21 protein-coding genes are annotated in these 22,920 nt (G+C 39.8%); 6 read left to right on the forward strand and 15 right to left on the reverse strand.

Annotated elements, in window-relative coordinates; genetic code table 11:
• The first annotated feature begins 46 nt into the window (after positions 1-46).
• Positions 47-985: a LysR family transcriptional regulator gene (locus tag BM380_RS04540; protein WP_013463180.1), complete on the forward strand. Its 939-nt coding sequence runs from the start codon at positions 47-49 to the stop codon at positions 983-985.
• Here BM380_RS04540 and BM380_RS04545 read toward each other — a convergent pair.
• Complete coding sequence (locus BM380_RS04545) at positions 982-2,004, reverse strand: GGDEF domain-containing protein (protein ID WP_028834104.1); 1,023 nt, start codon at positions 2,002-2,004, stop codon at positions 982-984. The genes BM380_RS04540 and BM380_RS04545 overlap by 4 nt on opposite strands.
• A gap of 111 nt (positions 2,005-2,115) precedes the next feature.
• On the reverse strand, positions 2,116-2,979 hold the full coding sequence (locus tag BM380_RS04550; protein ID WP_090493196.1) for a DUF6279 family lipoprotein: 864 nt from the start codon (positions 2,977-2,979) through the stop codon (positions 2,116-2,118).
• Between the two features lie 315 nt (positions 2,980-3,294).
• On the opposite strand from BM380_RS04550, the gene BM380_RS04555 reads away from it, so the two are divergent.
• Complete coding sequence (locus BM380_RS04555) at positions 3,295-4,020, forward strand: tetratricopeptide repeat protein (protein WP_013463177.1); 726 nt, start codon at positions 3,295-3,297, stop codon at positions 4,018-4,020.
• 63 nt (positions 4,021-4,083) lie between these two features.
• Here BM380_RS04555 and BM380_RS04560 read toward each other — a convergent pair whose 3' ends face one another.
• From BM380_RS04560 to dnaK, 11 genes are all read right to left on the reverse strand, one after another.
• Complete coding sequence (locus BM380_RS04560; RefSeq protein ID WP_090493198.1) at positions 4,084-5,502, reverse strand: coniferyl aldehyde dehydrogenase; 1,419 nt, start codon at positions 5,500-5,502, stop codon at positions 4,084-4,086.
• Positions 5,503-5,691: 189 nt separating this feature from the next.
• Positions 5,692-7,167, reverse strand: a complete 1,476-nt coding sequence (locus BM380_RS04565; protein ID WP_090493200.1) for an SLC13 family permease — start codon at positions 7,165-7,167, stop codon at positions 5,692-5,694.
• Positions 7,168-7,178: 11 nt separating this feature from the next.
• A complete protein-coding gene (locus BM380_RS04570; RefSeq protein WP_028834109.1) occupies positions 7,179-8,135 on the reverse strand; it encodes a porin in 957 nt (318 codons plus the stop codon).
• A gap of 174 nt (positions 8,136-8,309) precedes the next feature.
• Positions 8,310-9,671 carry a sigma-54-dependent transcriptional regulator gene (locus BM380_RS04575; RefSeq protein ID WP_028834110.1) on the reverse strand — a complete coding sequence of 454 codons (1,362 nt, stop codon included), beginning with the start codon at positions 9,669-9,671 and terminating at the stop codon, positions 8,310-8,312.
• Positions 9,664-11,394 carry a sensor histidine kinase gene (locus BM380_RS04580; RefSeq protein WP_090493202.1) on the reverse strand — a complete coding sequence of 577 codons (1,731 nt, stop codon included), beginning with the start codon at positions 11,392-11,394 and terminating at the stop codon, positions 9,664-9,666. Before BM380_RS04580 ends, BM380_RS04575 begins: the two co-directional genes overlap by 8 nt.
• Positions 11,395-11,565: 171 nt before the next feature.
• Positions 11,566-11,829 carry a CBU_0592 family membrane protein gene (locus BM380_RS04585; protein ID WP_029609945.1) on the reverse strand — a complete coding sequence of 88 codons (264 nt, stop codon included), beginning with the start codon at positions 11,827-11,829 and terminating at the stop codon, positions 11,566-11,568.
• Positions 11,830-11,992: 163 nt separating this feature from the next.
• A complete protein-coding gene (locus BM380_RS04590; protein ID WP_013463170.1) occupies positions 11,993-12,244 on the reverse strand; it encodes a hypothetical protein in 252 nt (83 codons plus the stop codon).
• 136 nt (positions 12,245-12,380) lie between these two features.
• Complete coding sequence (locus tag BM380_RS04595) at positions 12,381-12,749, reverse strand: response regulator (protein WP_090493204.1); 369 nt, start codon at positions 12,747-12,749, stop codon at positions 12,381-12,383.
• Positions 12,750-12,930: 181 nt separating this feature from the next.
• Entirely contained in the window at positions 12,931-13,392 is a 462-nt protein-coding gene (ybaK, locus tag BM380_RS04600) for a Cys-tRNA(Pro) deacylase (protein WP_090493206.1), read from the reverse strand.
• 104 nt (positions 13,393-13,496) lie between these two features.
• A complete protein-coding gene (gene dnaJ, locus BM380_RS04605) occupies positions 13,497-14,636 on the reverse strand; it encodes a molecular chaperone DnaJ (protein WP_090493208.1) in 1,140 nt (379 codons plus the stop codon).
• A 215-nt stretch (positions 14,637-14,851) separates the two neighbouring features.
• Entirely contained in the window at positions 14,852-16,768 is a 1,917-nt protein-coding gene (gene dnaK, locus BM380_RS04610) for a molecular chaperone DnaK (protein ID WP_013463167.1), read from the reverse strand.
• Positions 16,769-17,007: 239 nt separating this feature from the next.
• Between dnaK and BM380_RS04615 the strand changes: the two genes are divergently transcribed.
• Positions 17,008-17,817, forward strand: a complete 810-nt coding sequence (locus BM380_RS04615) for a thioesterase family protein (RefSeq protein WP_008464384.1) — start codon at positions 17,008-17,010, stop codon at positions 17,815-17,817.
• Here the strand turns inward: BM380_RS04615 and BM380_RS04620 are convergent, their stop codons facing one another.
• The gene (locus BM380_RS04620) at positions 17,818-18,588 is read right to left on the reverse strand and encodes a substrate-binding periplasmic protein (RefSeq protein WP_090493210.1); all 771 of its coding nucleotides are present in this window, start codon (positions 18,586-18,588) and stop codon (positions 17,818-17,820) included.
• A 193-nt stretch (positions 18,589-18,781) separates the two neighbouring features.
• Here BM380_RS04620 and BM380_RS04625 point away from each other — a divergent pair, with 193 nt between their 5' ends.
• The 3 genes from BM380_RS04625 to BM380_RS04635 are packed head-to-tail and all read left to right on the forward strand — an operon-like array spanning position 18,782 to position 22,207.
• The gene (locus BM380_RS04625) at positions 18,782-19,951 is read left to right on the forward strand and encodes a paraquat-inducible protein A (protein WP_254772057.1); all 1,170 of its coding nucleotides are present in this window, start codon (positions 18,782-18,784) and stop codon (positions 19,949-19,951) included.
• Positions 19,944-21,599 carry an intermembrane transport protein PqiB gene (pqiB, locus tag BM380_RS04630; protein ID WP_090493214.1) on the forward strand — a complete coding sequence of 552 codons (1,656 nt, stop codon included), beginning with the start codon at positions 19,944-19,946 and terminating at the stop codon, positions 21,597-21,599. The genes BM380_RS04625 and pqiB overlap by 8 nt, the downstream gene beginning before the upstream one ends.
• The gene (locus BM380_RS04635; protein WP_028834116.1) at positions 21,599-22,207 is read left to right on the forward strand and encodes a PqiC family protein; all 609 of its coding nucleotides are present in this window, start codon (positions 21,599-21,601) and stop codon (positions 22,205-22,207) included. Before pqiB ends, BM380_RS04635 begins: the two co-directional genes overlap by 1 nt.
• On the opposite strand, the gene BM380_RS04640 is transcribed toward BM380_RS04635, so the two are convergent.
• The gene (locus BM380_RS04640) at positions 22,204-22,719 is read right to left on the reverse strand and encodes a GNAT family N-acetyltransferase (protein ID WP_090493216.1); all 516 of its coding nucleotides are present in this window, start codon (positions 22,717-22,719) and stop codon (positions 22,204-22,206) included. The two genes, BM380_RS04635 and BM380_RS04640, sit on opposite strands and share 4 nt — an antisense overlap.
• Positions 22,720-22,920 lie beyond the last annotated feature (201 nt).

Here is a 22,920-nt window from a genome sequence, read left to right on the forward strand (position 1 = left end):
TTCATTAGTGCCAAAATGGCATCAATACTCACTAAGTGATGAAATAATGGATACAACCAGTCGACTATTAATGCTGCTTGAAGTGGTAGAGCAAGGCTCATTTGCAAAAGCAGCCGAAATACGCAATATTGACCGCTCAGTAATCTCTAAGCAAATTAGTCGGTTAGAGGATGAACTTGGGGTAAGACTATTAAACAGAACAACCCGCTCATTCTCTCTTACAGCAGCGGGCGCTGAAATGATAAAAAAAGCGGGTGAGCTGCGAAGCCTGCTTGGCGAAACGGTGCGCATGGCAGAAAACTACCACCAAGAGCCTCGCGGCGTATTAAAAGTGACCGCATCTACTTTAATAGGTCGACGCTACTTACAGCCAGTGATCAACGATTTCCAAAAACGCTTTCCACAAGTGGAAGTAGAACTGCGTTTAGATGACCGACTGGTTGATATTGTATCTGAAGGATTTGATTTAGCGTTTAGAGTGGGTGAACCCAAAGACTCATCATTAATTGCTCGTAAAATTGCCCGTAATCGTCTGTTACTATTAGCCGCGCCAGCGTTTATAGAAACATACGGTATGCCAATAACAATCACTGATTTGGCACAATTGCCAGCGGCCAGTTATGCCAGCAACTCACTGCGGGTAGAAGGCATAAATTACTATAACCACACTGGCGAGCACTGCGAGCAAAAAATAAAAAGTGTGTTTAGAGCAAACGATGCAGAAGTATTACTGATGAAAACCCTCTCTGGCACCACCTACTTTTTAGCGCCGGCATTTATTTTAGATAAAGAAGTGATTGATGGGCAACTGGTGCCCTTACTTACCGATGTAAAATTAATGGAACACAGTGCAATGTATGCTGTATACCCACACCGAGATTTACCGGTAAGAACACGATTGTTTTTTGATGCCGTGCGTGAATACATTGGCAAAGAAAGACCGATTTGGGAAAACAGTATTCCTAATTTTGATCAAATGTATTAAGCCGCATCTGCACAGAGGTTAATATCAGAAAAAACCGCATTGCGCCCCGCATCTTTTGCCTTATAAAGCTGCTTATCTGCTTGCGCTATTAATTCAGCCAAATTTTGTTGTTGGTACTTAACTACGCCCACACTGGCTGTTAAATTTATGGTTATACCATTGGCTTCAATATATTTAGTTGCAACGGCTTGTCTAAGATTTTCAGCCATTGCCAGCGCGGATTGTGCACTATCAAAATTGCTCATTAAAGAAAATTCTTCACCCCCCACCCTAAACACATACCCTTTTGCAAAAGTAATCCTAAATAGAGTTGCCAACTCAACCAGCACTTTATCTCCTACATCATGGCCGTATTCATCATTTATTTGTTTAAAGTGGTCAAGATCAATTAAAAACAAGTACAACTGTGACTTGTCTTTTATCTCCACTTCAAAATAATGGCTCATAGATAAACGGTTTCCTGCTCCCGTGAGAGGATCAAGTAAAGCCAAGTTTTTAAGTCGCTTCGAAAATTCGGCCCTATTTCCTTCAAAAACATGAGAAATGACCCATATAATAATATAAATAAACAGTAAGTTGAGCGCTAGGTTAAAAGAGGAAAAATAAGGGCTTGGTAATTTATAAAGCAACACTGATGATTGCATAACCAAAAGTGTGGCCGATAACACAATACCGTATTTTCGACCAAGAAGTAGATAATACAAAATGGGTAAAGAAAACGCCCACAAAAACAAGCCATTTTTAAGTGGTGCCAAAAAGGTTCCACATAGTATAACGAGCGTTACAGTCATACAAACCGTTATGGCATACCAGTTTCGTTGCTTGTTTTTAACCAATTGTATAAAAATATAAAAACAAAGTGCGGAAAAACACACCTCTAAGCCGCCTACAATATAAAAATGATTTTTTGATAGGTTAAACACAGCAAAAATAAATGACAGCAAACCAAAAAATAAACACATCCATTTTAAGACATGCTTACGTAATATTTTTGTACTGTTAAGAGCGGCTATATCCATAAAAAACTTAAATCAAAACTAATGGTTTATATTAACCCTGAAATGCAATAATCACAATTTTATGCTTAACAACCCCCTTTAAAATAAGCAAAAAGGATTGGTTAAATGCAGCTATTCTGTAAGCAGCTCATTAACTGTCCCAACCAAGTCAGCAAATTCCTCATCAACATGTGCGATTTGTTTAGGGCTTAAGGTTTGATTTAATTTAACCAGCAACTGTGCGTATGCCCTTAAATTTTCCTCATTTCTCTCAATGAGTTCAGCACTCATAAACAGCTCTCGTTCTGTAATGATAGTGTGTAACTGCTGCGCAAATTGGGCATCATCAAGGATTTGCTGATTAAAAAGCGCTTCAAGTGCACCTAACCGAGTTAGTTTATAGTCATACCATAAATTGCTGGTACTGATATATTCACTGTTGGCTTGTGACACTAGCGTTCGCTGCTCTGAGGTGAGCTTACCAAGCCATTGTTCGTAATAGTCTAGTTGCCTGTCTAAACGAGACTGCTGATGCTCCTCTTTGGTTAATGAAGCGTGCTCTTTTATTTCGTCATTAATTTGATCGCGAATGTTTTCTACCATTTCACTACGTTGTGATGGAGTTAACGTTTTTGCCAGCTCAATTAAGGGATCACTCGCGTACAAAAGTAAATTGCGCCAATGCTGCTTTACCTGCGTTATTTTTGCCATTAACTGCGCTGTATCGGCTTGTTTATCGAGCAACTGCCTTAAGTCGAGTAAATCGGCTTTATATTTTGGTAACTCAACCTCTCGGTGCCAATCTCGAGTGTTATTAATAATTACTTTTAACTGCGTTGATTGGCTTTTATTTAAGTCGACATAATCGTCTATCCAAAACGAAGACAGCCAAGCAAGATTGTTATAAGCAAAGGAGGTAGAACAACTGGCAATAAACAATAAACTGGTTATAAAAATAATTTTGCTTAGTTTTATATTTTTTAAATTATTTAACATTAACAGACCCCGTTTTATGATGCTTTGGATGTCAAAAATCATCATAAGTAATTATGTAAGCTATTGCTCGCTTTTATTTTTTTCATTTTTCTATAGAATCGCAAGCTAACGCAATTTATATCATGACTATATGCTTAAGTTTAGAATTTTTGAGCTATAGTTAAAGCTACTTGTTAATACGTTTGTATACCTAGGTTATAAACGTTGGCGTTATTAATTTAGCTCATAATTTTTTACCTATCCCTAATAGATTCACTAGGTAAGTTTTCTTTTATGGCGCTTACATAGAACGACAACTAATTTGGAGACATGCTTATGTCACAGTCTAATTTTAAAGCACTGCTACTGGCCGGTATTATGCTCGCTACCCCTCTTGCCCATGCTGGACTAGAAGAAGGGATCAGAGCTGCTAATGCGGGTGAATTTGAAGAAGCACTTAAAGAGTTTAATTATTTAGCTGACAAAGGCTATGCACCGGGTATTTACGAATTAGGTAAGCTATACGAAGGTGGCCATGGCGTTACCCGTGATTATTACAAAGCAGCTGAGCTGTACCAACAAGCAGTAAAGAAAAACCATGTAGATTCAATGTTTGCACTTGCGGTTTTATATGATGAAGGTAATGGCGTTAAATTAGACAAACAAATGGCCATAACCTTATTTGAAAAAGCAGCAAATAAGAACCTTCCCGCAGCACAGTATAACTTAGGTGTAATGTACGCAAATGGCGATGGTGTTAGCCAAGATTATAAAGCCGCCAGAACATGGTATGAAAAAGCCGCTGCTAATAATTACACATTGGCGCAGTTTAATTTAGCACTGATGTATTTTGAAGGCTTAGGAATGCCAAAAAATCTTGAAATGTCGTATGTGTGGAATACCATTGCCGAGTATAACGGCAACATGCAAGCGAGTCACAGCCGTAAACTTGATGAACGTACTATGCTTCCTAAAGAGGTAGCTGAGGCAAAAGAAAAAGCCGATGCAATTTATACCAAAATTTTAGCGGGAACGTATGCTGGCGAAGGACGCCTGTTTTAAGTTAGCTATTAAAAAAGCTGAATGAAGTGATTCATTCAGCTTTTTTGTTTTAAACGCTACAGGCTATTTTACATAAAGCCACTTTAGCACTTTGATCAGTAATTTATTTTGTTTAAGTAATAAACCAATGCGCGGGTTAACCGAGCCAGAGACTAAGGTATTTTTTGCATGGCTAAAGGTGAGAAAACCTTCTTTGCCGTGATAATGCCCCATCCCCGAATGCCCCACGCCACCAAACGGCACATCATCGGCAGCTACTTGTATTAATGTGTCGTTTACCGCAACTGTTCCGCTAAGTGTTTGCTTAATAATGTACTGTTGCGCCTGTTTATCTTGACCTAAAATGTAAAGGGCTAATGGGTGGTCGCGTAATCGAATATAATTAAGCACGTCCTCTAATTTGTCGTAACTCATAATGGGTAAAATGGGACCAAATAGCTCTTCTTGCATTAATGTCATCTCATCTGTTACGTGCGTAACAATATGCAGACCCATACGATGCTTTTCGCCATCTTGCTGGTTTTGTTCAAGCGGTTTAGTAATTTTAGCGCCTTGCTCTTGTGCTTGCTCTAAATAACCTAGCAAACGTTGATAATGTGCAGGACTTATAATCGAGGTCAGGTTTTTGCCTTCTACACCTTGCTTAAAGTGTTTTTTATAAAGGGTACAAAGCGCTTTAATGAATTGATGCTCTAATGCTTTAGGAACAAACACGTAGTCAGGCGCTACACATATCTGCCCTGCATTGGCCATTTTTCCAAATAATAAAGCACGCGCGGCTTTATTTACATCGGCTTTTTCTAACACAATAACGGGCGATTTCCCGCCGAGCTCTAATGTTACCGGCGTTAAATTTTTACTGGCCGCAGCCATAACTAACTTGCCAACAGCCGTCGAGCCTGTAAACAGTAAATGCGCAAACGGCAATGATGAAAACTCACTCGCCACGTCGCTGCCACCTTGAATAATTGTGCAGTGTTGGCTTAATTCACCTGCAAATATTTTTTCAATAACGGCATTGGTGTTAGGCGTAAATTCACTGAGCTTTAACATCACCCTGTTACCCGCTGCAATCGCAGTAATAACAGGTACCAATGCTAGTTGAATAGGATAGTTCCATGGTGCAATCACACCCACCACACCAATAGGCTGATAGGTGACACTTACTTTTGAGGGCCATAAGCTTAACCCCGCGCTGCGCTGACTTGGCTTAGACCAGCGAGGTAGCTTTTTAATAATATGCGCAAGTCCCTGCATGGTGGGCAAAATATCCCCCACTAAGGTATCGAACGCCGTTCGGTATCCAAAATCTTTAGATACTGCAGCAATCAAGTCTTGCTCTAACGTTACAATGTTAGCGCGTACTTTCTTGAGTAAAGCAAGACGTTGCTCAATGGGTAAATAAGGGGTGTCTTCAAAAGCATGCTTTAGTTCATTAAATTGCGAACGCAAAGACCCTGTAGATAATGTGTCAGTGTTCAAAATAGGCTACCCGATTTATAACGTTTTCAAGACTATAACCTTGTTCTGTTACTCGAGCAATAAAGAGTGATTTTGCAACACGAGGAAAAGGATTGCAAAAACACTCAACAGGTTGGTTGGAACGCATACCGATGCACTGCTTTTTGTGTGCATCGGTTATCTGTTTTGTTAGTTGATTAAAGTGGGTTATTAAAAACCAAAAACCTGGGCTGCTATGGTCATTGTTACTAAGGTAATTAAAACAATAGCGACAATATTTAACACAAAGCCAGCACGGATCATGTCTTTCATTTTAATTTCACCCGAGCCAAACACAATCGCATTGGGTGGTGTGGCTACTGGCATCATAAACGCACAACTACACGCAATCGCAGCTGGAATAACCCATACTAACGGACTGCCTGTTACTGACTCAGCAACGGGGCCTAGCAGTGGTAAAAAGCCTGCTGCTGTGGCAGTATTACTGGTTATTTCAGTTAAGAACGTAATCAGCGCAACCACAACAAGAATGCTCATGACTAATGGAATAGTACTCGCCCCTTCAATCATATTGGCAATGTAGTCAGCTAATCCTGATGACTTTATTTGCGAGGCAAGTGTTAATCCGCCACCAAATAAAAGCAACACACCCCACGGCACTTTAGCGGCACTTTCCCAATCTAAAATGCGCGCATCACTGCCTTTATTTGCCGGTAGTACAAACAGTAATAATGCAGCGGCAATAGCAATACCGGTATCTGAAATTTTAAGCCCGGTAACATCGCCTAATAAAGGTCTAAATATCCAACAAATAGCGGCAAGCACAAATACAAACAACACGCCCTTTTCAGCACGTTGCATTAGGCCTAAGTCTTTTAGCTGTGAAGAGAATACCGCTTTAGTATCAATACGCTTGTTCGCTTGTACATTCGCATCGACCTTATAAGTGAATTTAGTTAACCAAATCCAGCTGATCAGCAACATACCGAGCGCTAAAGGCACACCAACAATCATCCACTCGGCAAAGCCAATTTCAATCTGATAACTGTCTGATAGGTACGCAGCCATTAATGCATTTGGTGGAGTACCAATTAATGTAGCAATACCACCAATACTTGCGCCATAAGCAATCGACAGTAAAAGGGCTTTACCGAAACCTTCATTACTAGGATCTGAGCTTTTAACTAAATGGGTAATAGATAAAGCGATAGGAAGCATCATTACTGCGGTAGCGGTATTAGACATCCACATTGATAAAAATGCAGTCACTAACATCATCGCTAAAATTTGTAAGCTTGGTTTTTTACCTGCATAAAGCATAGTTCTTAATGCAATACGCTTGTGTAATCCCCAACGCTCCATCGCTATTGAGATTAAAAAGCCACCTAAAAATAAAAATATCAGCGGATGCGCATAAGGCGCTGCAACACTTTTTATCGCGGCTATATCAACAATCGGCGAAATCACTAAAGGGAGTAACGCAGTAGCAGGAATAGGCACTACCTCACTCACCCACCACGAGGCCATCCAAAATGCTAAGCCTGCGGTTTTAAACGCTGCCTCCGACATCCCTACTGGCGGCTCAACTAAGCAAGTAAGTAGCATGACACATGGGCCAAGTAACAATAACAGCCATTGCATAAATGGCTTTTTATTCGCGTTATTTTCTAAAATACGTTTTGTCATTTGTTCAGCCCTTAAAATTTATATTTAAGACCAAGTGCAACACTGCTATCAGCATTTTCTTCTAGGTCGAGGTCAGTGTATAAAAGGTAAGCTGTGGTTTGCTTGTCAAATACATAATCTACACCCGTAGTCCACTGTGAAGCGTCTGAGGTTTGACGTAGTTTTGAATCATCTTTTGCAAATTGTACTTTAGGTACCCATTTGTCTAACTTATAGCTTGCGCTTAGTACATAACCGTTGCCAGACTTAGCGCCGTCAATCGATTCTGAATGCTGGTACAATGCCCCTAATTGTAATTTTTCAAACTTATACACACCCGCAATACGGCTTGCTTTAATGTTATTAAGCGAATCAACATGGCTGATTGAAATAGAGTAAGGTGTTTTATTTAAATTACGGTCGCCGTAAATTAGCGTAGCAGCAAATCCTGCTTCGTTATCTTTGTTGTCATCTTTTGGCGCATAGGTAAATGAAAACTGCGCGTTATGCCAATACTTAGAGGTATAGGTGATGGTATCGCCTAAGCGGTCTTGCCCTGCAATTACTTGAGCAATATCAGCTTGGGTTTCGTTAAAATTATCAAGCTTACCTTCTGAATATTTAAAGCGCGTGTCGTTTCGCCCAACCACCACTTCACCAAAAGCACCTTTTAGACCAAGGTAAGTATTGCGTGCTGCAAAAGGCTCATTGGTGTCGTCGTGTTCAAAACCTTTTACTTGAACTTCGTATTTAAATACCGCGGTAAAATACTCATTTAATTTATGGTCACCTTTAATGCCAATACGCGAAAAAGGGGCATCTATTTGCGTGCCTTCGTCAGCGTAACGCATTATGCCTGTATCGGTGTTAGCAATTTGTACTTCGGCTTTACCATACACTGTGTAGTCTGCAGCAAAAGTGGTTGCAGGTAACGTGGCAGCACTGCATAACGCAGCAAGTACTGAACCTTGGAATATATTGTTTTTCATTATGTGTCCTAATTATGTGATGCTACTTGTTGTCTGCACCTACAAAGCAAGAACATGACCAACTAAAAAATAACAATAATTTTCAGTGATTTAAAAAATAAAGGTTTAAAAATAAACATTGAAATGTGCGGGTTTCCACACATAAAAAACACTCAATATCACCATTTCCACCCATTAATCGGTGAACATATCTCGATTAAGGTTATATTTACTCATTTTATCGTAGAGGGTTTTACGCGCAATTTGTAAGGTTGTCATGGTGTCTTTAATGCTGCCATGGTTAAGCTCTAGCGCCTCTTCAATTAAGGATTGCTCATAAAAGCTGACCTTTTCGGCTAGGCTCAAATCTAATGATAGCGTGCTGTTGCTTGAGTCACTTTGTGCAAATGCCAGATCGGGGCCTAGCAATACCGCGCGCTCGGCTTGATTTCTCAATTCCCGCACATTGCCAGGCCAATCATGCGCTAGTAAACGTTGTTGTAGTTCAATATTGAGCGCCCCTAACGGTTTATGAAAGCGGGTCGCAGCAATAGAACTAAAATGCTTAAATAACAGTGGAATATCTGCTTTTCTGTCTCTTAATGCAGGAATACTGACTTTTACTAAACTCAATCGATAATATAAATCGGCTCTAAATTCACCTTTTTCTACCAACGAAAGTAAATCGACCTTAGTGGCCGCGACAATACGAATATCAAGCTCGATGGCTTTATTTGCACCCACGGGGGTGACTTTTCGCTCCTCGAGTACCCGCAGTAATTTAACTTGAAGTGATAAAGGAGTGCTTTCAATTTCATCTAAAAAAACGGTGCCGCCTTGAGCAAACTCAAATTTACCTTTGCGATCGTGTGTTGCGCCAGTAAAGGCTCCGCTGATAGCCCCAAACAGTTCGCTTTCTATTAATTGCTCTGGGACTGCGCCACAGTTAATAGCCACAAACTGACAGCTTGAACGGTTACTATGATCGTGTAAATAACGGGCAACCAATTCTTTACCTGTGCCAGTTTCACCTTCAATCAGCACATCAGCTGGTGTATCAATCACCGTGTTGAGTAGGTTCATCATATGCTGCATTTTAAGCGTATCACCTAAAATACGCACACCGGGCGCCGACGTTTTCTCAACCGCGCGCTTCAGCGCTCTGTTTTCCATTACTAAGGCACGTTTATCTGAGGCTCTGGCAATACAATCTAATAAATTTTCGTTCAGTGGTTTTTCAAATAAATCATACGCGCCTAGTTGCATCGCTTTTACCGCAACAGAAACATCAGCATAACCGGTTAAAAATATCACGGGTAGTTCACTATCGAATGCTTTTACCTGCTCAATAAAGGTTAAACCATCCATAGTGGGCATGTTTATGTCACTAAGTACAATGCCACAAAAACTGCGATTTAAGCGACTTAAGGCAACACTTGCATCACTGAAACACTGTACCTCATAACCCTCGAGCGTTAATAGCTGATTCAATGAATCGCGGATCATCGCTTCATCATCAATAACAATAATCTGTTTGCAAACAACGGCTTCAATCATTTTTAGTGGCCTCTATGCTTGATAAACTAATAATAAATTGCGCACCGCCTTCAGGACGATTATGTGCAGTTAAGTAACCATTAAATGATTCAATAATTTGCTTTGAAATCGATAAGCCCAGCCCTAAACCGTTACTTGATTTGGTACTATAAAAAGGTTCAAAAATAGACCCCAGCACATGATGCTCAATACCAGGGCCACTATCTAAAATAGAAAGCTTAACGCGCTCTTCAAAGCATTCAACATCAAAACTGAGCTCTCTAACTGGCTCACCTTTCATTGCCTGTGATGCATTGGTGATCACATTAACCAGTACTTGCTCAAATTTTAATGCATCAACCCACACCGTGATCTCTTGCGAAAACTGCGGTGTACTTACGTTAACATCGTCTTGTTTAAGTTGCGGATGGGTGATCATCAACGCATTGTTTAATAACGCCGACAGTGGATGAGGCCGAAGTTGCATGGCCGCCGGTTTACTAAAGTGTTTAAGCTGCGCCACTATTTTATGCACCCGCTCTACCAAATTCTCAATAATGATTAAGTTTTCACTTAATGCGTTGAGCTTTCCCTTTTTTAGGAAAATTTTAGCACTGGCTAAATAGGTGTTCATTGCGCTGAGCGGTTGGTTAATTTCGTGATTAATGCCCGCACTCAATTGCCCAATAGTGGCTAATTTTGCCGACTGTACTAATGCGGTTTGGGCTTTTTCGAGTGCTTGGGTACGCTCTAGTACCTCAAGCTCTAAACTGTGACGCGAATACAGTAATTTTTTATACCCGGCAAAGCGTGCCAATAAGCTATATCCAACAAAAATAAACACCCAATAAAATAACACTAGCCATAGTAATCTAGGCACCTGTAAGGCGTTAATGTTTGAAATATCAACAAGCACTGTCATGGTTGCATTCAGATGAGTTAAGGGTCTTGAGGCGGAAACGTATTCATCTTTAGCAATTTTAAATTGCTCAATGCCTTGGCTTTTGTAGCGCTGTTGTTTAATTTGTAGCGGTTGATGATCTAAGTAAGCACGGCGCTGTTTAATATCACGACGCGCGGTAATATCAAGCTCTGTAAAACTATTTAAACGCCATTCGGGTTCATCCGACATGGCAATAATATTATCGGCAAGTTGCAAATAAAAATGGCTTCCTTTTGAGGTATTTAAAAGCGAACGATCGTTTTCAAATTTAGCGACATTAATTTTAAGCGCCACCACACCAATGGCTTTTCCATCTAGGTAAATAGCTTGAGAAAAATAAATTCCGCGCTCTTTTGAGCGCTGACCAAGTGCAAAGTATGCGACCTTTTCACCGGCAAACGCTTGTTTAAAATAAGGTCTAAATGCAAAGTTACTACCTAAAAATGTATAGTCGGTTTGCCAGTTACTACTGGCAATAACATCGCCATGAGTATCTAGTATGTATACATCTGAGGCACCACTGGCTTGTTGAATATCAGCAAGGTAATTGTTAATTGCATTAAAGTGTTGTGATTCATTATTAGTAAAACCAATCAATACGTTATTTTCAGTTAGCAGCTGAGGGATAGCCGCAAATCGAGCGAGTTCGTTATCGATATAATTATTTAATTGGATGACTTGTTGATCAGCTTGAATTTTGGCTTGCCCTAAATCATAAGCACGACCAAACGAAAAGGTGACCACCAATAATAGTACTAACAATATACAGGCAAAAATAATTTTTTTGGGGATGGAGAACATAAACGCCTATGACAACTATGATGCCAATAATAAGTAATAGCCAATATTGTAACGAGTTATCCCCCTTTGCAGAAGAAACTTTTTGTTAACAATTGTACTGAAACTAAAAAACCGTGAAATATTACATTCCACGGTTTAATCACCTTTTAAGGTGTGCTGTTTTAGCTTAATTTACGCTTTTACAACGACAGGTTTGTCTTTAAAGTATTTGTATAAGCCAATTAATGAGGCTGCAATCCAAAATATTTCAATCACAAAGCTTGCTAAGTTAAAGTTATAACAAAGGCTAATAAGTAACAAAATAGCGCCACTTAAATTCATTAAGTTATACGTTAAACTTTTAGGTGAAACTTTATTTAGTTGCAGCAAAAAAAATGAACCAACCACTAAAAAAGTGCCACTCATACCAACAATATCAAATAAAAGTGCGATCACACGTCTATCCTTTTCCATTTTAAAACCCAACTGACTGGCCCAATCCATGGGGAGGGTTTTTTTCAATCATTGAAACAGCAAAACCAGCGAAGTTTACCAGTGAAATAAAAGCAAACAAGGGCTTATGTCCGCCCCTCACTACTTTAGACTATAAACAAAACGTTTATTTAAACGTGACTTTGCCACCAATCATTTTATAGGCAGGGGTTCCTCTTATAATTGTAGGGCGGGCAAAAGGTCGTTCACAGCCTGGGCATACGCATTCAGTATGGGTGTGATCTTGGGTTATTCTTTCTATAAAACATTTTACTAAAGCACCTTTGCCACCTTTACGGTATTTGAATAACGGTGCCTTACACGCAGAACAAAATATATCGACCGTTTTTGTAGGCCCTTTTTTATTGGGCTTAGCCATACTTCCTCAATAATTACTTTACGATTAGTTAATAGCATAATGCTATCACATCAGCGGTAGAAAATAATGAATGGCTGTTGCGCTAATATATTTTTTAAACAGTCGGTAGATAACTCTACTTTATAAACGATTCGCTTTAGGCTTTTATCGATAAACGGGTTAATTGAGCTGATAACACATTCATATTAAAAGGCTTTACGATAAACCCTGACACTTTAGCATTAATCGCTTTTTTGACAGTCGAAGAACTATCTTCACAGGTCACCATAAGTACAGGAAGGTTTTTCAGCTCGGCATCTTTTCTAATATTATCAAGTAAAGTAATGCCATCCATTTTAGGCATATGAAGATCTGTTATAACCAAATCAAACATTTTATTTTGCAGTATGTTTAATGCTTGAAGCCCATCTGTGGCTTCAACAATATCTTTATAATCTAACTGCCTTAACATATTAATTAATACATGACGCATTAACGGCATATCATCAACAACAAGTATTTTCATGCGTATGTTTTACCAAAATAGCTGCGAGCAAATTTTCGTTAAAACAAAGTAAAGGCGACACGCCAATCTAAAAGGTATTAACAAAAACGTGTTATGTGTAGTAACAACATTAGTTAACAATACCTATTGCCGCAAGTAATCAGATGGATACTTGTATCCCCTTATTTTAGCTAAAAAAAGTTTAAAAAATTCCAAACGAAGCTTGGGTTACATGTGCTAAGCTTTTTGCACTTAGTGTTACTTCTAACCCTCGTTTTCCGGCACTAACATATATCATTTCAAAATCTAACGCACTGGAGTGTATGTATGTTTTTAGCCGTTTTTTTTGGCCAAGGGGGCTTACTCCTCCCAAAATATAACCGGTACTCGCCTGCACTTTTTGTGGGTCTGCCATCATCACTTTTTTTACTGTACAAAGCTTCGCAAGCTGTTTTAAATTAACCTGCTGAGTGACGGGAGTCACCGCTACAATAAGCTGTTGCTCTGAGGTTTCAAGCACTAGGGTTTTAAATACTTGGGCGCTATTTAGATTTAGCTTTTCAACCGCTTCGAGGCCGTAATTAGTATTGTTTATATCGTGCTCGTAACTAAGTATGTCAAACTTAATATCGCTTTTTTTTAGCTGCTCTATAGCGGGGGTCATCTGATAAAGTCCAAAATAAATTTCCCTAATAATTTAGCACATTAAACATAAAAAAACGGCGCTAAAAAAGCGCCGTTTATATTAGGGTCTATTGATCCGACTAATTACTTAGTTAAGTCATCAAAAAACTTTTTAACCCCATCAAAAAAGCCTTGCTCTTTAGGACGGTTTTTTGAGCTGTCTTTGCCCATACTTTCATCTAATTCTTTAAGTAAGTCACGTTGACGCTCGTTTAAATTAACTGGCGTTTCAATCACAACCTTACAAATTAAATCGCCTTGAGCGCCACTGCGTACTGACTTAACACCTTTGCCACGCATACGGAACATTTTGCCCGTTTGTGTTTCTGACGGTATTTTAAGCTTTGCACGCCCATCAAGCGTTGGCACTTCAATTTCACCGCCAAGGCCTGCGGTGGTAAAGCTTATTGGTACTTCACAATATAAATTATTAGCTTCACGAACAAATATTTTGTGTTCACGAACAGATACTTGCACATACAAGTCACCTGCTGGTGCACCATGCATGCCTGCTTCGCCTTCACCTGATAAGCGAATACGATCGCCAGTATCTACGCCTGCCGGGATTTTAACCGATAGCGTTTTAGTTTTTTCTACACGGCCTTGCCCATGACATTTATTACAAGGATCTGAAATGATCTGACCTTGTCCATGACACGTCGGACAGGTTTGCTGCACGGCAAAAAAACCTTGGCGCATTTGTACTTGGCCTGCACCATGACAGGTTGTACATGTCTTTGGCTTTGAACCCGCTTTAGCACCACTGCCATCACATGGTTCACAACTAACCCAAGTAGGTACTTTAATCTCAACTTCTTTACCACGAACCGCTTCTTCTAAGCTTAAGTCCATGTTGTAACGTAAATCTGAGCCACGTTGCTGGCGTGATTGACGTCGACCACCGCCGCCACCAAAAATATCACCAAATACGTCACCAAAAATATCACCAAAATCACCTTGGCCGCCGCCAAAGCCACCGTGACCACCGCCACCACCTTGTTCGAAGGCTGCATGGCCGTATTGGTCATACATTTGACGCTTTTGCGCATCAGTCAGTATTTCGTAAGCTTCTTTAACTTCCTTGAATTTAGTTTCAAGGTCTTTATCACCGGCGGTACGATCGGGGTGATATTTCATCGCTAAGCGTTTATACGCTTTTTTTATGTCTCGCTCACTCGCATCTTTGCTTACGCCGAGGACTTCGTAATAATCGCGTTTTGACATATCTATCACACTACTCTTTTCTATTTACAGCGTTAGCTGCTGGACAAACCGATAAATCATATCGATTTATCATTGAATTTTTAAAGCGTTTTATTCACTTCTCTTTACATGCAAAAGGCGCGTTAAGCTTTAGCCTACGCGCCTCATGTGTTCATCCTAACTCAAACACTTGATTTGGTCATGTGTTTTAAATTAGCGAGAAGCGTTAGCAACAATTACTTGTCGTCTTTAACTTCTTCGAACTCTGCATCAACAACATCGTCATCTTGTTTAGCTGACTGTTGTTGTTCACCAGCGTCACCACCAGCTTGTTGTGCTTTAGCTTGAGCGATTTCCATTAGCTTTTGAGACTTTTCAGCAAGCGCTTGCGTTTTCGCTTCAATCTCTGCTTTGTCGTCACTCTTAATTGCTGCTTCTAGGTCAACAACAGCCGCTTCAATCGCGTCTTTGTCTTCGCTTGGTAGAGCATCACCCGCTTCTTCAATTTGCTTACGTGTACCGTGAACAAGTGCATCAGCTTGGTTACGTGCAGCTACTAACTCTTCAAACTTTTTATCGTCTTCAGCGTGCGCTTCTGCATCACGAACCATTTTTTCAACTTCTTCATCGCTTAAGCCAGAAGATGCTTGAATAGTGATTTTTTGCTCTTTACCTGTATCTTTATCTTTTGCAGATACATGTAAGATACCATCGGCATCAACATCGAATGTTACTTCGATTTGTGGCGTACCACGTTGTGCTGGGCGAATGCCTTCTAGGTTAAATTGACCTAGCGATTTGTTATCACTTGAACGTTTACGCTCACCTTGTAACACATGAATAGTTACTGCAGATTGATTATCTTCTGCTGTTGAGAATGTTTGCGATTTCTTAGTAGGAATCGTAGTGTTTTTCTCAATCAGTGCTGTCATTACTGACCCCATCGTCTCAATACCTAGAGATAATGGTGATACGTCTAGTAATAGTACGTCTTTCACGTCACCTGCAAGTACACCACCTTGAATCGCAGCACCCACAGCTACCGCTTCATCAGGGTTAACGTCTTTACGTGGTTCTTTACCAAAGAATTCAGCAACTGTTCTTTGAACAAGTGGCATACGCGTTTGACCACCCACTAGAATGATATCGTTGATATCGTTCACAGACAGGTCAGCATCAGCTAGTGCGCGTTTAAGCGGTTCAATCGACTTAGTCACTAAGTCTTCAACCAGTGACTCAAGCTTAGCACGTGTTAATTTCACGTTCATGTGCTTAGGACCTGATGCATCAGCGGTTACGTACGGAAGGTTAACTTCTGTAGATTGTGCTGATGAAAGCTCAATTTTTGCTTTCTCTGCTGCTTCTTTAACACGTTGCATAGCAAGCGGATCATTTTGTAAATCGATACCTTGATCTTTCTTGAATTCAGCAACTAAGTAGTTGATTACACGGTTATCAAAATCTTCACCACCTAAGTGAGTGTCACCATTTGTCGCAAGTACTTCAAATGTGTGCTCGCCTTCAACTTCATCAATTTCAATGATTGATAAATCGAAAGTACCACCACCTAAGTCGTATACCGCTACTACGTTTTCGCCACGGTTTTTATCCATACCGTATGCAAGGGCTGCAGCTGTTGGCTCATTGATAATACGTTTTACTTCAAGACCCGCAATACGGCCCGCATCTTTTGTAGCTTGACGTTGTGAATCGTTAAAGTATGCCGGTACTGTGATTACCGCTTCAGTTACTTCTTCACCTAAGAAGTCTTCAGCCGTTTTCTTCATTTTTTTCAGTACTTCAGCAGAAATTTGTGGTGCAGCGCGTTTTTCACCGCCTGCTTCTACCCATGCATCGCCATTATCTGCTTTGATAATTTTGAAAGGCATGATGCCGATATCACGTTGTACTTCTTCGTCTTCAAAGCGACGACCAATTAAACGTTTGATTGCAAATAACGTGTTTGTTGGGTTAGTTACCGCTTGACGTTTTGCAGGTTGACCTACTAACGTTTCACCGTCTTGCGTGTAAGCAATAATAGACGGGGTTGTGCGATCGCCTTCCGCATTTTCAATAACACGTGCTTTGTCACCATCAAGTACTGCAACACAAGAGTTAGTAGTACCTAAATCGATTCCAATAATTCTACCCATGAATCTTCTCCAACTTCTAAATTCGTTAATACATTCGATGACTAGTTAATAGGGATGCCACAAACTTAATTCAACTGTAAAAATGAAAAAAAACGCATTTTTTTTAATTTATTTACTAAATAACCCTAAAAAGAGTAGGGATTGCTCATTTTTTGTAATTTGGGAGCTTATTTATTGTCTGGTCTGATGAGTTTGGGTGTGATATAAATTTAGCAAATAACAGCAAAAGGACATTATTTGTGCACTTTGAACAATTATTAAAACAAGCAGCCCAAGCGAGTCAGGAAACTGACCCGTTAACCAATACCATGCAGTTTCCTGCTAACTGGTGCCAAGGTCGTACTGCTTTTGGTGGCCTCTCTGCTGCGCTACTTTATCAAGCAATGCGCAATAAAGTTGATTCATCAAGAAGACTGCTTTCTTTAAGTACAAACTTTGTAGGGCCATTATTGGCTGAAAAACCGTTTTCTTTATCGGTAGAAATATTACGTGAAGGTAAAAGCAGTACCCAAGTGCTCGCCAAAGCGATTCAAGATGATGCGGTGTGTGTCATCGTGCAGGCCTGTTTCGCCAAAAATCGTAACTCATCAATTAATGTGCCAGTATCAAAGTCGTTAACCTTACACCCTGTAAACGAAGGCCATTGTTTAGGCTTTGTACCTGGGAAAATGCCAGAATTTTTTCAGCATGTTGATTTATGCCCGCAACAAGGCGCCATGCCGTTTAGTAGTGCGCAAACCTCTCACCTTGGTGGTTGGATGCGATTTAAACACACGCCTGAAGAAATTACAGAAGCTCATGTTATTGCTCTTACTGACGCATGGCCGCCAACATTACTGCAAATGTTTAAGCAACCTGCACCGGCTAGTAGCATGTCGTGGTATTTAGAGTTTGTACAAGCGCCTAATTTAGTGCCAGGTGAATGGTTGGGTTTTGAAGCAATCACTCATCATTCAAAAGATGGCTATGGCTTAGAAGATGGCTGTATTTGGTCGCAATCCGGTGAGCTTATTGCACTCACCCGCCAAACGGTTGCCTTATTTGATTAATTAAAGAGCAGTGAAGTCGCGCTGGGTATATTGCTTATCTAAGTTAAGCATTATGGTGCGATATTCACCGCTTTGAATTATATTTGCTAAGCCTTTGTCAAACTGCTGTCTCAGCAAATCATTGTTAAAATACGCAGGCCTTGCCGCAGGTGGAAAAATAGCATGAATAACAAAATCTTTAGTGGCATTAGTTTTTTGATATTCCTTTAAGTAGTGAAGAAATATACGCCTATCGAGAATAATCGTATCAACCCACCCTGCCATTAAATGGTGTATCTGCGCTTGTTGATTGAATACTTCTTCATAGCCTCTCAAGTTCTCTAAGTTGTGACCAAATTCTTTGGGTAAATAAGCAGGCGCATTTTGAAATGCTAAAACACTTTTAGTCGCCAGATCGTAAATAGTATTAATAGTGAAGTTACTCTTTTTAAGACTCACCACCACATTCTCATAACTAACAACCGATTGGCTTCGATATATGCCAGCAATTAAAATACCCGAGTAATTTAATGCAATATCAACATGGCCTTGATTCAATAAAGCATCTGCACGCTGATTTGACATGTAATGTACATCAACCTCATTTATGTCTTGATTGTTAAGTGCTGCCTTTACAATCTCGAGCTGAATACCTGAATCATTTTCACTTATTACATAAGGCACAACAGTAGGGTTAGCCGCAATGATGACTCGTTGCTGCTTATTATCATTAACAAATGCAAAACTATCACCACATAAACACACTAAGGCCAATAAAAATACAACTTTCACACTTTCACCTAATCCGTTTTTATTTTCAGTTATTGGGGTTACTTTTCTTTAGTAATTTAGCCGCAGCGTTTGTATTTAACTATTATTTATAGCAATATTTAAATTATTGAATTAATTATAAGCTAACATTTTGCAAACTGCCTGCCCAAGCTGTGATCTTATCATTGATATTCCCGAGATTAATGCCAAACAAGTGGCATTGTGCCCACGCTGTAGCCATAAAGTCCGCGGTATTAATATAAACCATGACACTGAAATAGTCGCACTGAGTTTAAGCGCATTATTAATGTTGCTCAGCAGTATGTTTTATCCATTTATCTCTTTTAGTAGTAATGGCATTACCCAAACTATTACCCTGCCCGACGCAGCACGGATTTTATTTAACTATGATAGTGACTTACTCGGCCTATTTATCGATATCAGCATTATTATTCTGCCTATGAGTTTGCTGATTATTTTGATCCCTTTGCATTTAGGCGCACTTAAAGCACTGCCGCAAGCAGTTGCAAGAAAACTATTAAAATTCGCTTTAACGCTAGAGCCTTGGATCATGTCAGAAATATTTCTGATTGGTGTTTTAGTTAGCATGGTAAAAATAATGTCATTGGCTGAAGTTAGCTTTGGTATCAGTTTTTTTGCCTATGTGGGATTTGTTATTTTTTATGTTAGTGCATTAACGCGCTTAAATCGTGCTAGGCTGTGGTCACAAGTAAGCCCTGCCACTACACTTAAAAATACTTCAACCGCTGAGCGGGCTATTGATGAGAATATAAAAGCCTGCCATGTTTGCCATCAACTGAGCGTTGAATCAATCTGCCCTCGTTGCCACAGTAAAACGTATTTAAGAAACCCCTACAGCGTACAAAAAGCGGCTGCATGGTTAGTTACTTCTCTGATTTGTTATATTCCTGCGAATTTGCTCCCCATTATGTACACTATTAGCCTAGGGGATGAAACACCTGCAACCCTTATTTCGGGTGTTATTACGTTATGGAATAGCGGCTCATACCCTATTGCTATTATTATATTTTTTGCCAGTGTGGTGGTACCGTTAGCCAAAGCGCTTATTTTGAGCTTTTTGTGCTTTATGGTTACAAAACCCGCCAACCTGCATACAAAAGGTTACACAAAAGTGTATCAACTTACTGAATTTATAGGTAAATGGTCTATGATTGATGTGTTTGTTGTGGCTATATTAGTTGCACTGGTGCAGCTAGGAAACTTAATGTCGGTTACACCCGGTTTGGGCATCGTCTTTTTTACCGTTATGGTATTATGCCAAATGATGGCGGCACACGCATTTGACCCTCGCCTACTGTGGGACTCACCAAAAATAATAACGCAGAGAATAAAGCATGACTAAAACAGCTAACGTAGCACAAAAATCAAGTATTTCTGCAATTTGGATTATTCCTGTGGTTGCCTTATTTGTTGGTGTTTGGATGCTTTATCAGTATCAATTAAATAAAGGGCAAACAATCTACATCACTATGCCCCAAGCAGAGGGGATTATTGCTGGTAAAACAGAAATAAAAGTGCGAAGTGTTAAAATAGGTCAAATTGATCACGTCCGCCTTTCTGATAGCCAAGACAGTGTAATTGCCCGAGCACAAATAGATAAAAACTATGATAATTTACTCACCGAAGATGCCAGTATTTGGGTAGTAAAGCCACGCATTGATGAAACTGGGATCAGTGGTATGAGTACCCTACTTTCAGGGGTTTATTTAGAGTTTTCACCGGGAGAAAGTAACCGACTTAAAAAGCGCTTTACCCTGCAAGAAGAGCCCGCATTAATTGGTAAACATGTTCAAGGTGGACGCTTTAAGTTACTCAGTTACAATGCTGAGGTACTTGATGTGAGTACTGGTATATTTTTTAAAAACTACAAAATAGGCCAAATAGAAACCGCCACCTTTGATTGGAAAAACCAAGCAATGCAATACGGTATTTTTATTAAAGCCCCCTATGAGAACCTGATCACTTTAAACTCTATTTTTTGGGTTAACTCAGGTATTGAGATAGATCTTTCTGCTGATGGCATAAATATTAATACCGGTTCACTAAGCAAATTATTAAAAGGCGGTATTTCTGTTGGCTTACCTGATCAGCAAGCCCCTGGCGATTTAGCACAAGATGGTCATAGCTTTTCTTTGAGTCAAAGTTATAAGCAAGCTTTAGAAGAGCGTTTTTATGATTTTGATTATTACCTTATTGAATTCGAACAATCGATTAGAGGACTCCGTGTTGGTGCGCCAGTTGAGTATAGAGGTACTCGCGTAGGCACAGTGGTTGAAGCGCCCGCCAATGTAATTATAGATGGAAAACCGGCTCATTTTCGCGCTAAAAATACCGCAGTTCCGGTATTGATAAAAGTAGAATATGGTCGTTTATACCATATCACCTCGGTAGCAAAAGAGTATTGGGAAACAAGCGTTAACGAGTGGATTGAAAATGGCATGAGAGCGTCACTTAAACCGGGTAATTTGCTAACCGGTGCAGTTTACGTCGATTTTGACTTTTATACCGACACCCCAAAAAGCGAGCTTAAAAAACTTGCTCAATACGATGTGTTTCCTAGTGTATCGAGCGGTATAACGGTGCTTGCCGATCAAGTATCGGATGTACTTAATAAAGTGAATAATTTAAAAATTGAAGACAGTTTAGCCAAAATGCAAACTACGTTTAGCGAGTATCAAGCTCTGGCCAGTGAGATGCGCACGTTATTAAATAAGCCCGATACACAAAATTTACCGGGCGACTTTAATCGTAATCTCGAAAAAATAACCAAAAGTATGGAACAATTTGAAATAACCATGCGCCAGTTTGATAAAACCATGGCAAGCTATCAAGCAGGCTCTCAAATGCACTACCAACTTGAGCAAACACTGTTACAAATTAAACTTTTAACAGAAGAGTTTCAGCCTCTTACTCGTGGCTTAAACGAGCAACCTAATATGCTTATTTTTGACAAATCACTACCTAACGATCCACAACCGAGGAAGCAATAATGAAGGCACTATTTTTACTTTTAACGGGTGTGATCTTTATCAGTGGTTGCAGCTCTGCTATTCAAACAACAATTCAGTATTACCAATTTGAGCAGCCCATTAATGACTCTTCGCGAAATGTGCAAGATACACAGGCACAACTGCGCGTGCAAACAGTCACCCTAAGAGGCGCATTGAATAATCGGGGTATTGCTATGAAAGTAGATAGTAATCAAATCCATGCTGCTAATTATCATCTATGGGGTGAGTCGCCAGATGTTATGCTCAGTGCCAGCGCGCAGCAAACATTATTTAATACCATGACAAACTGGATGGTTATTAAAGGCTTACCCGTTATTACTGACCAACAGCAACAAACATTTTACGAATTAGAATACGAACTACACCACTTTAACGGTGATCTGCAAGGTAATGCAGATATTTCAGGGCTATGGCGTTTATACTACACTCACCCAGAATCGGGTAGGCGTTTACTAAGCATCCATAATTTTTCATCTGTTATGCCAATCGATGATGATGGCTATGATTCATTGGTGGCTACTCTTGAAAAAATGTGGCAACAAATCAACATCCTTGCGGCAAAAGAAATTGAAAAAGCGCGAATTTAATTTCGCTCTGTATTAAGTAAATATACATCTACCGCAATGTTAGTGCTTTCTATGATCACTTGACCTTGGGTTTTAAAACCGAGCTTTTGTAATACATTTTTTGATGTGCGGTTATCATTGCGGGTGATCGCCGTAACCTGGTTAATCCCCAAGTTTTTTCTATGGCTTATCAAGGTATTTGCCGCTTCAAAAATATAGCCCTTTTTTTCAAAACCGTCTTTTAGCGCAAACCCTAAGTCGGGATATTGCAGAACAGCTCGCTGATAAAACCCAACAATACCAACTAGTGTTTCATCATGTAATGCGATTATATAAGGCCCAAAGCCATGCTGCTTATGGGCAGATATAAAACTGTCTTTGATGTATTTTTTAGCGTCGTCTAAGGTATAAATACCTTTATCACCAATGTATTTAGTGAAATTAGCCTGATTAACCAACTTAAGTAACTCCGCCGCATCTGCTATTTGTGCGAAGCGTATGTGTAAGCGCTCTGTTGTAAAAGCAATATTCAAAATAACTCCTGATAATATTTTTCACGACCCGATATTTTTTTATTGACTGAAATAAAAAAGAAGATTACTTTTGCGCCGATGTTTTTAAAGGCACAACAATAGCGGCATGCATTCCTTGCGCCGTCTGGCGCCAAAGCCAACGCGTTTCACTAAAACTATTAATTTAACATAATTTTTTAAGTGCCCTCCACGCGTGCAAAA

Origin of the sequence: Pseudoalteromonas sp. DSM 26666 (assembly GCF_900116475.1) — a bacterium.
GTDB classification, from domain to species: Bacteria; Pseudomonadota; Gammaproteobacteria; order Enterobacterales; family Alteromonadaceae; genus Pseudoalteromonas; species Pseudoalteromonas tetraodonis.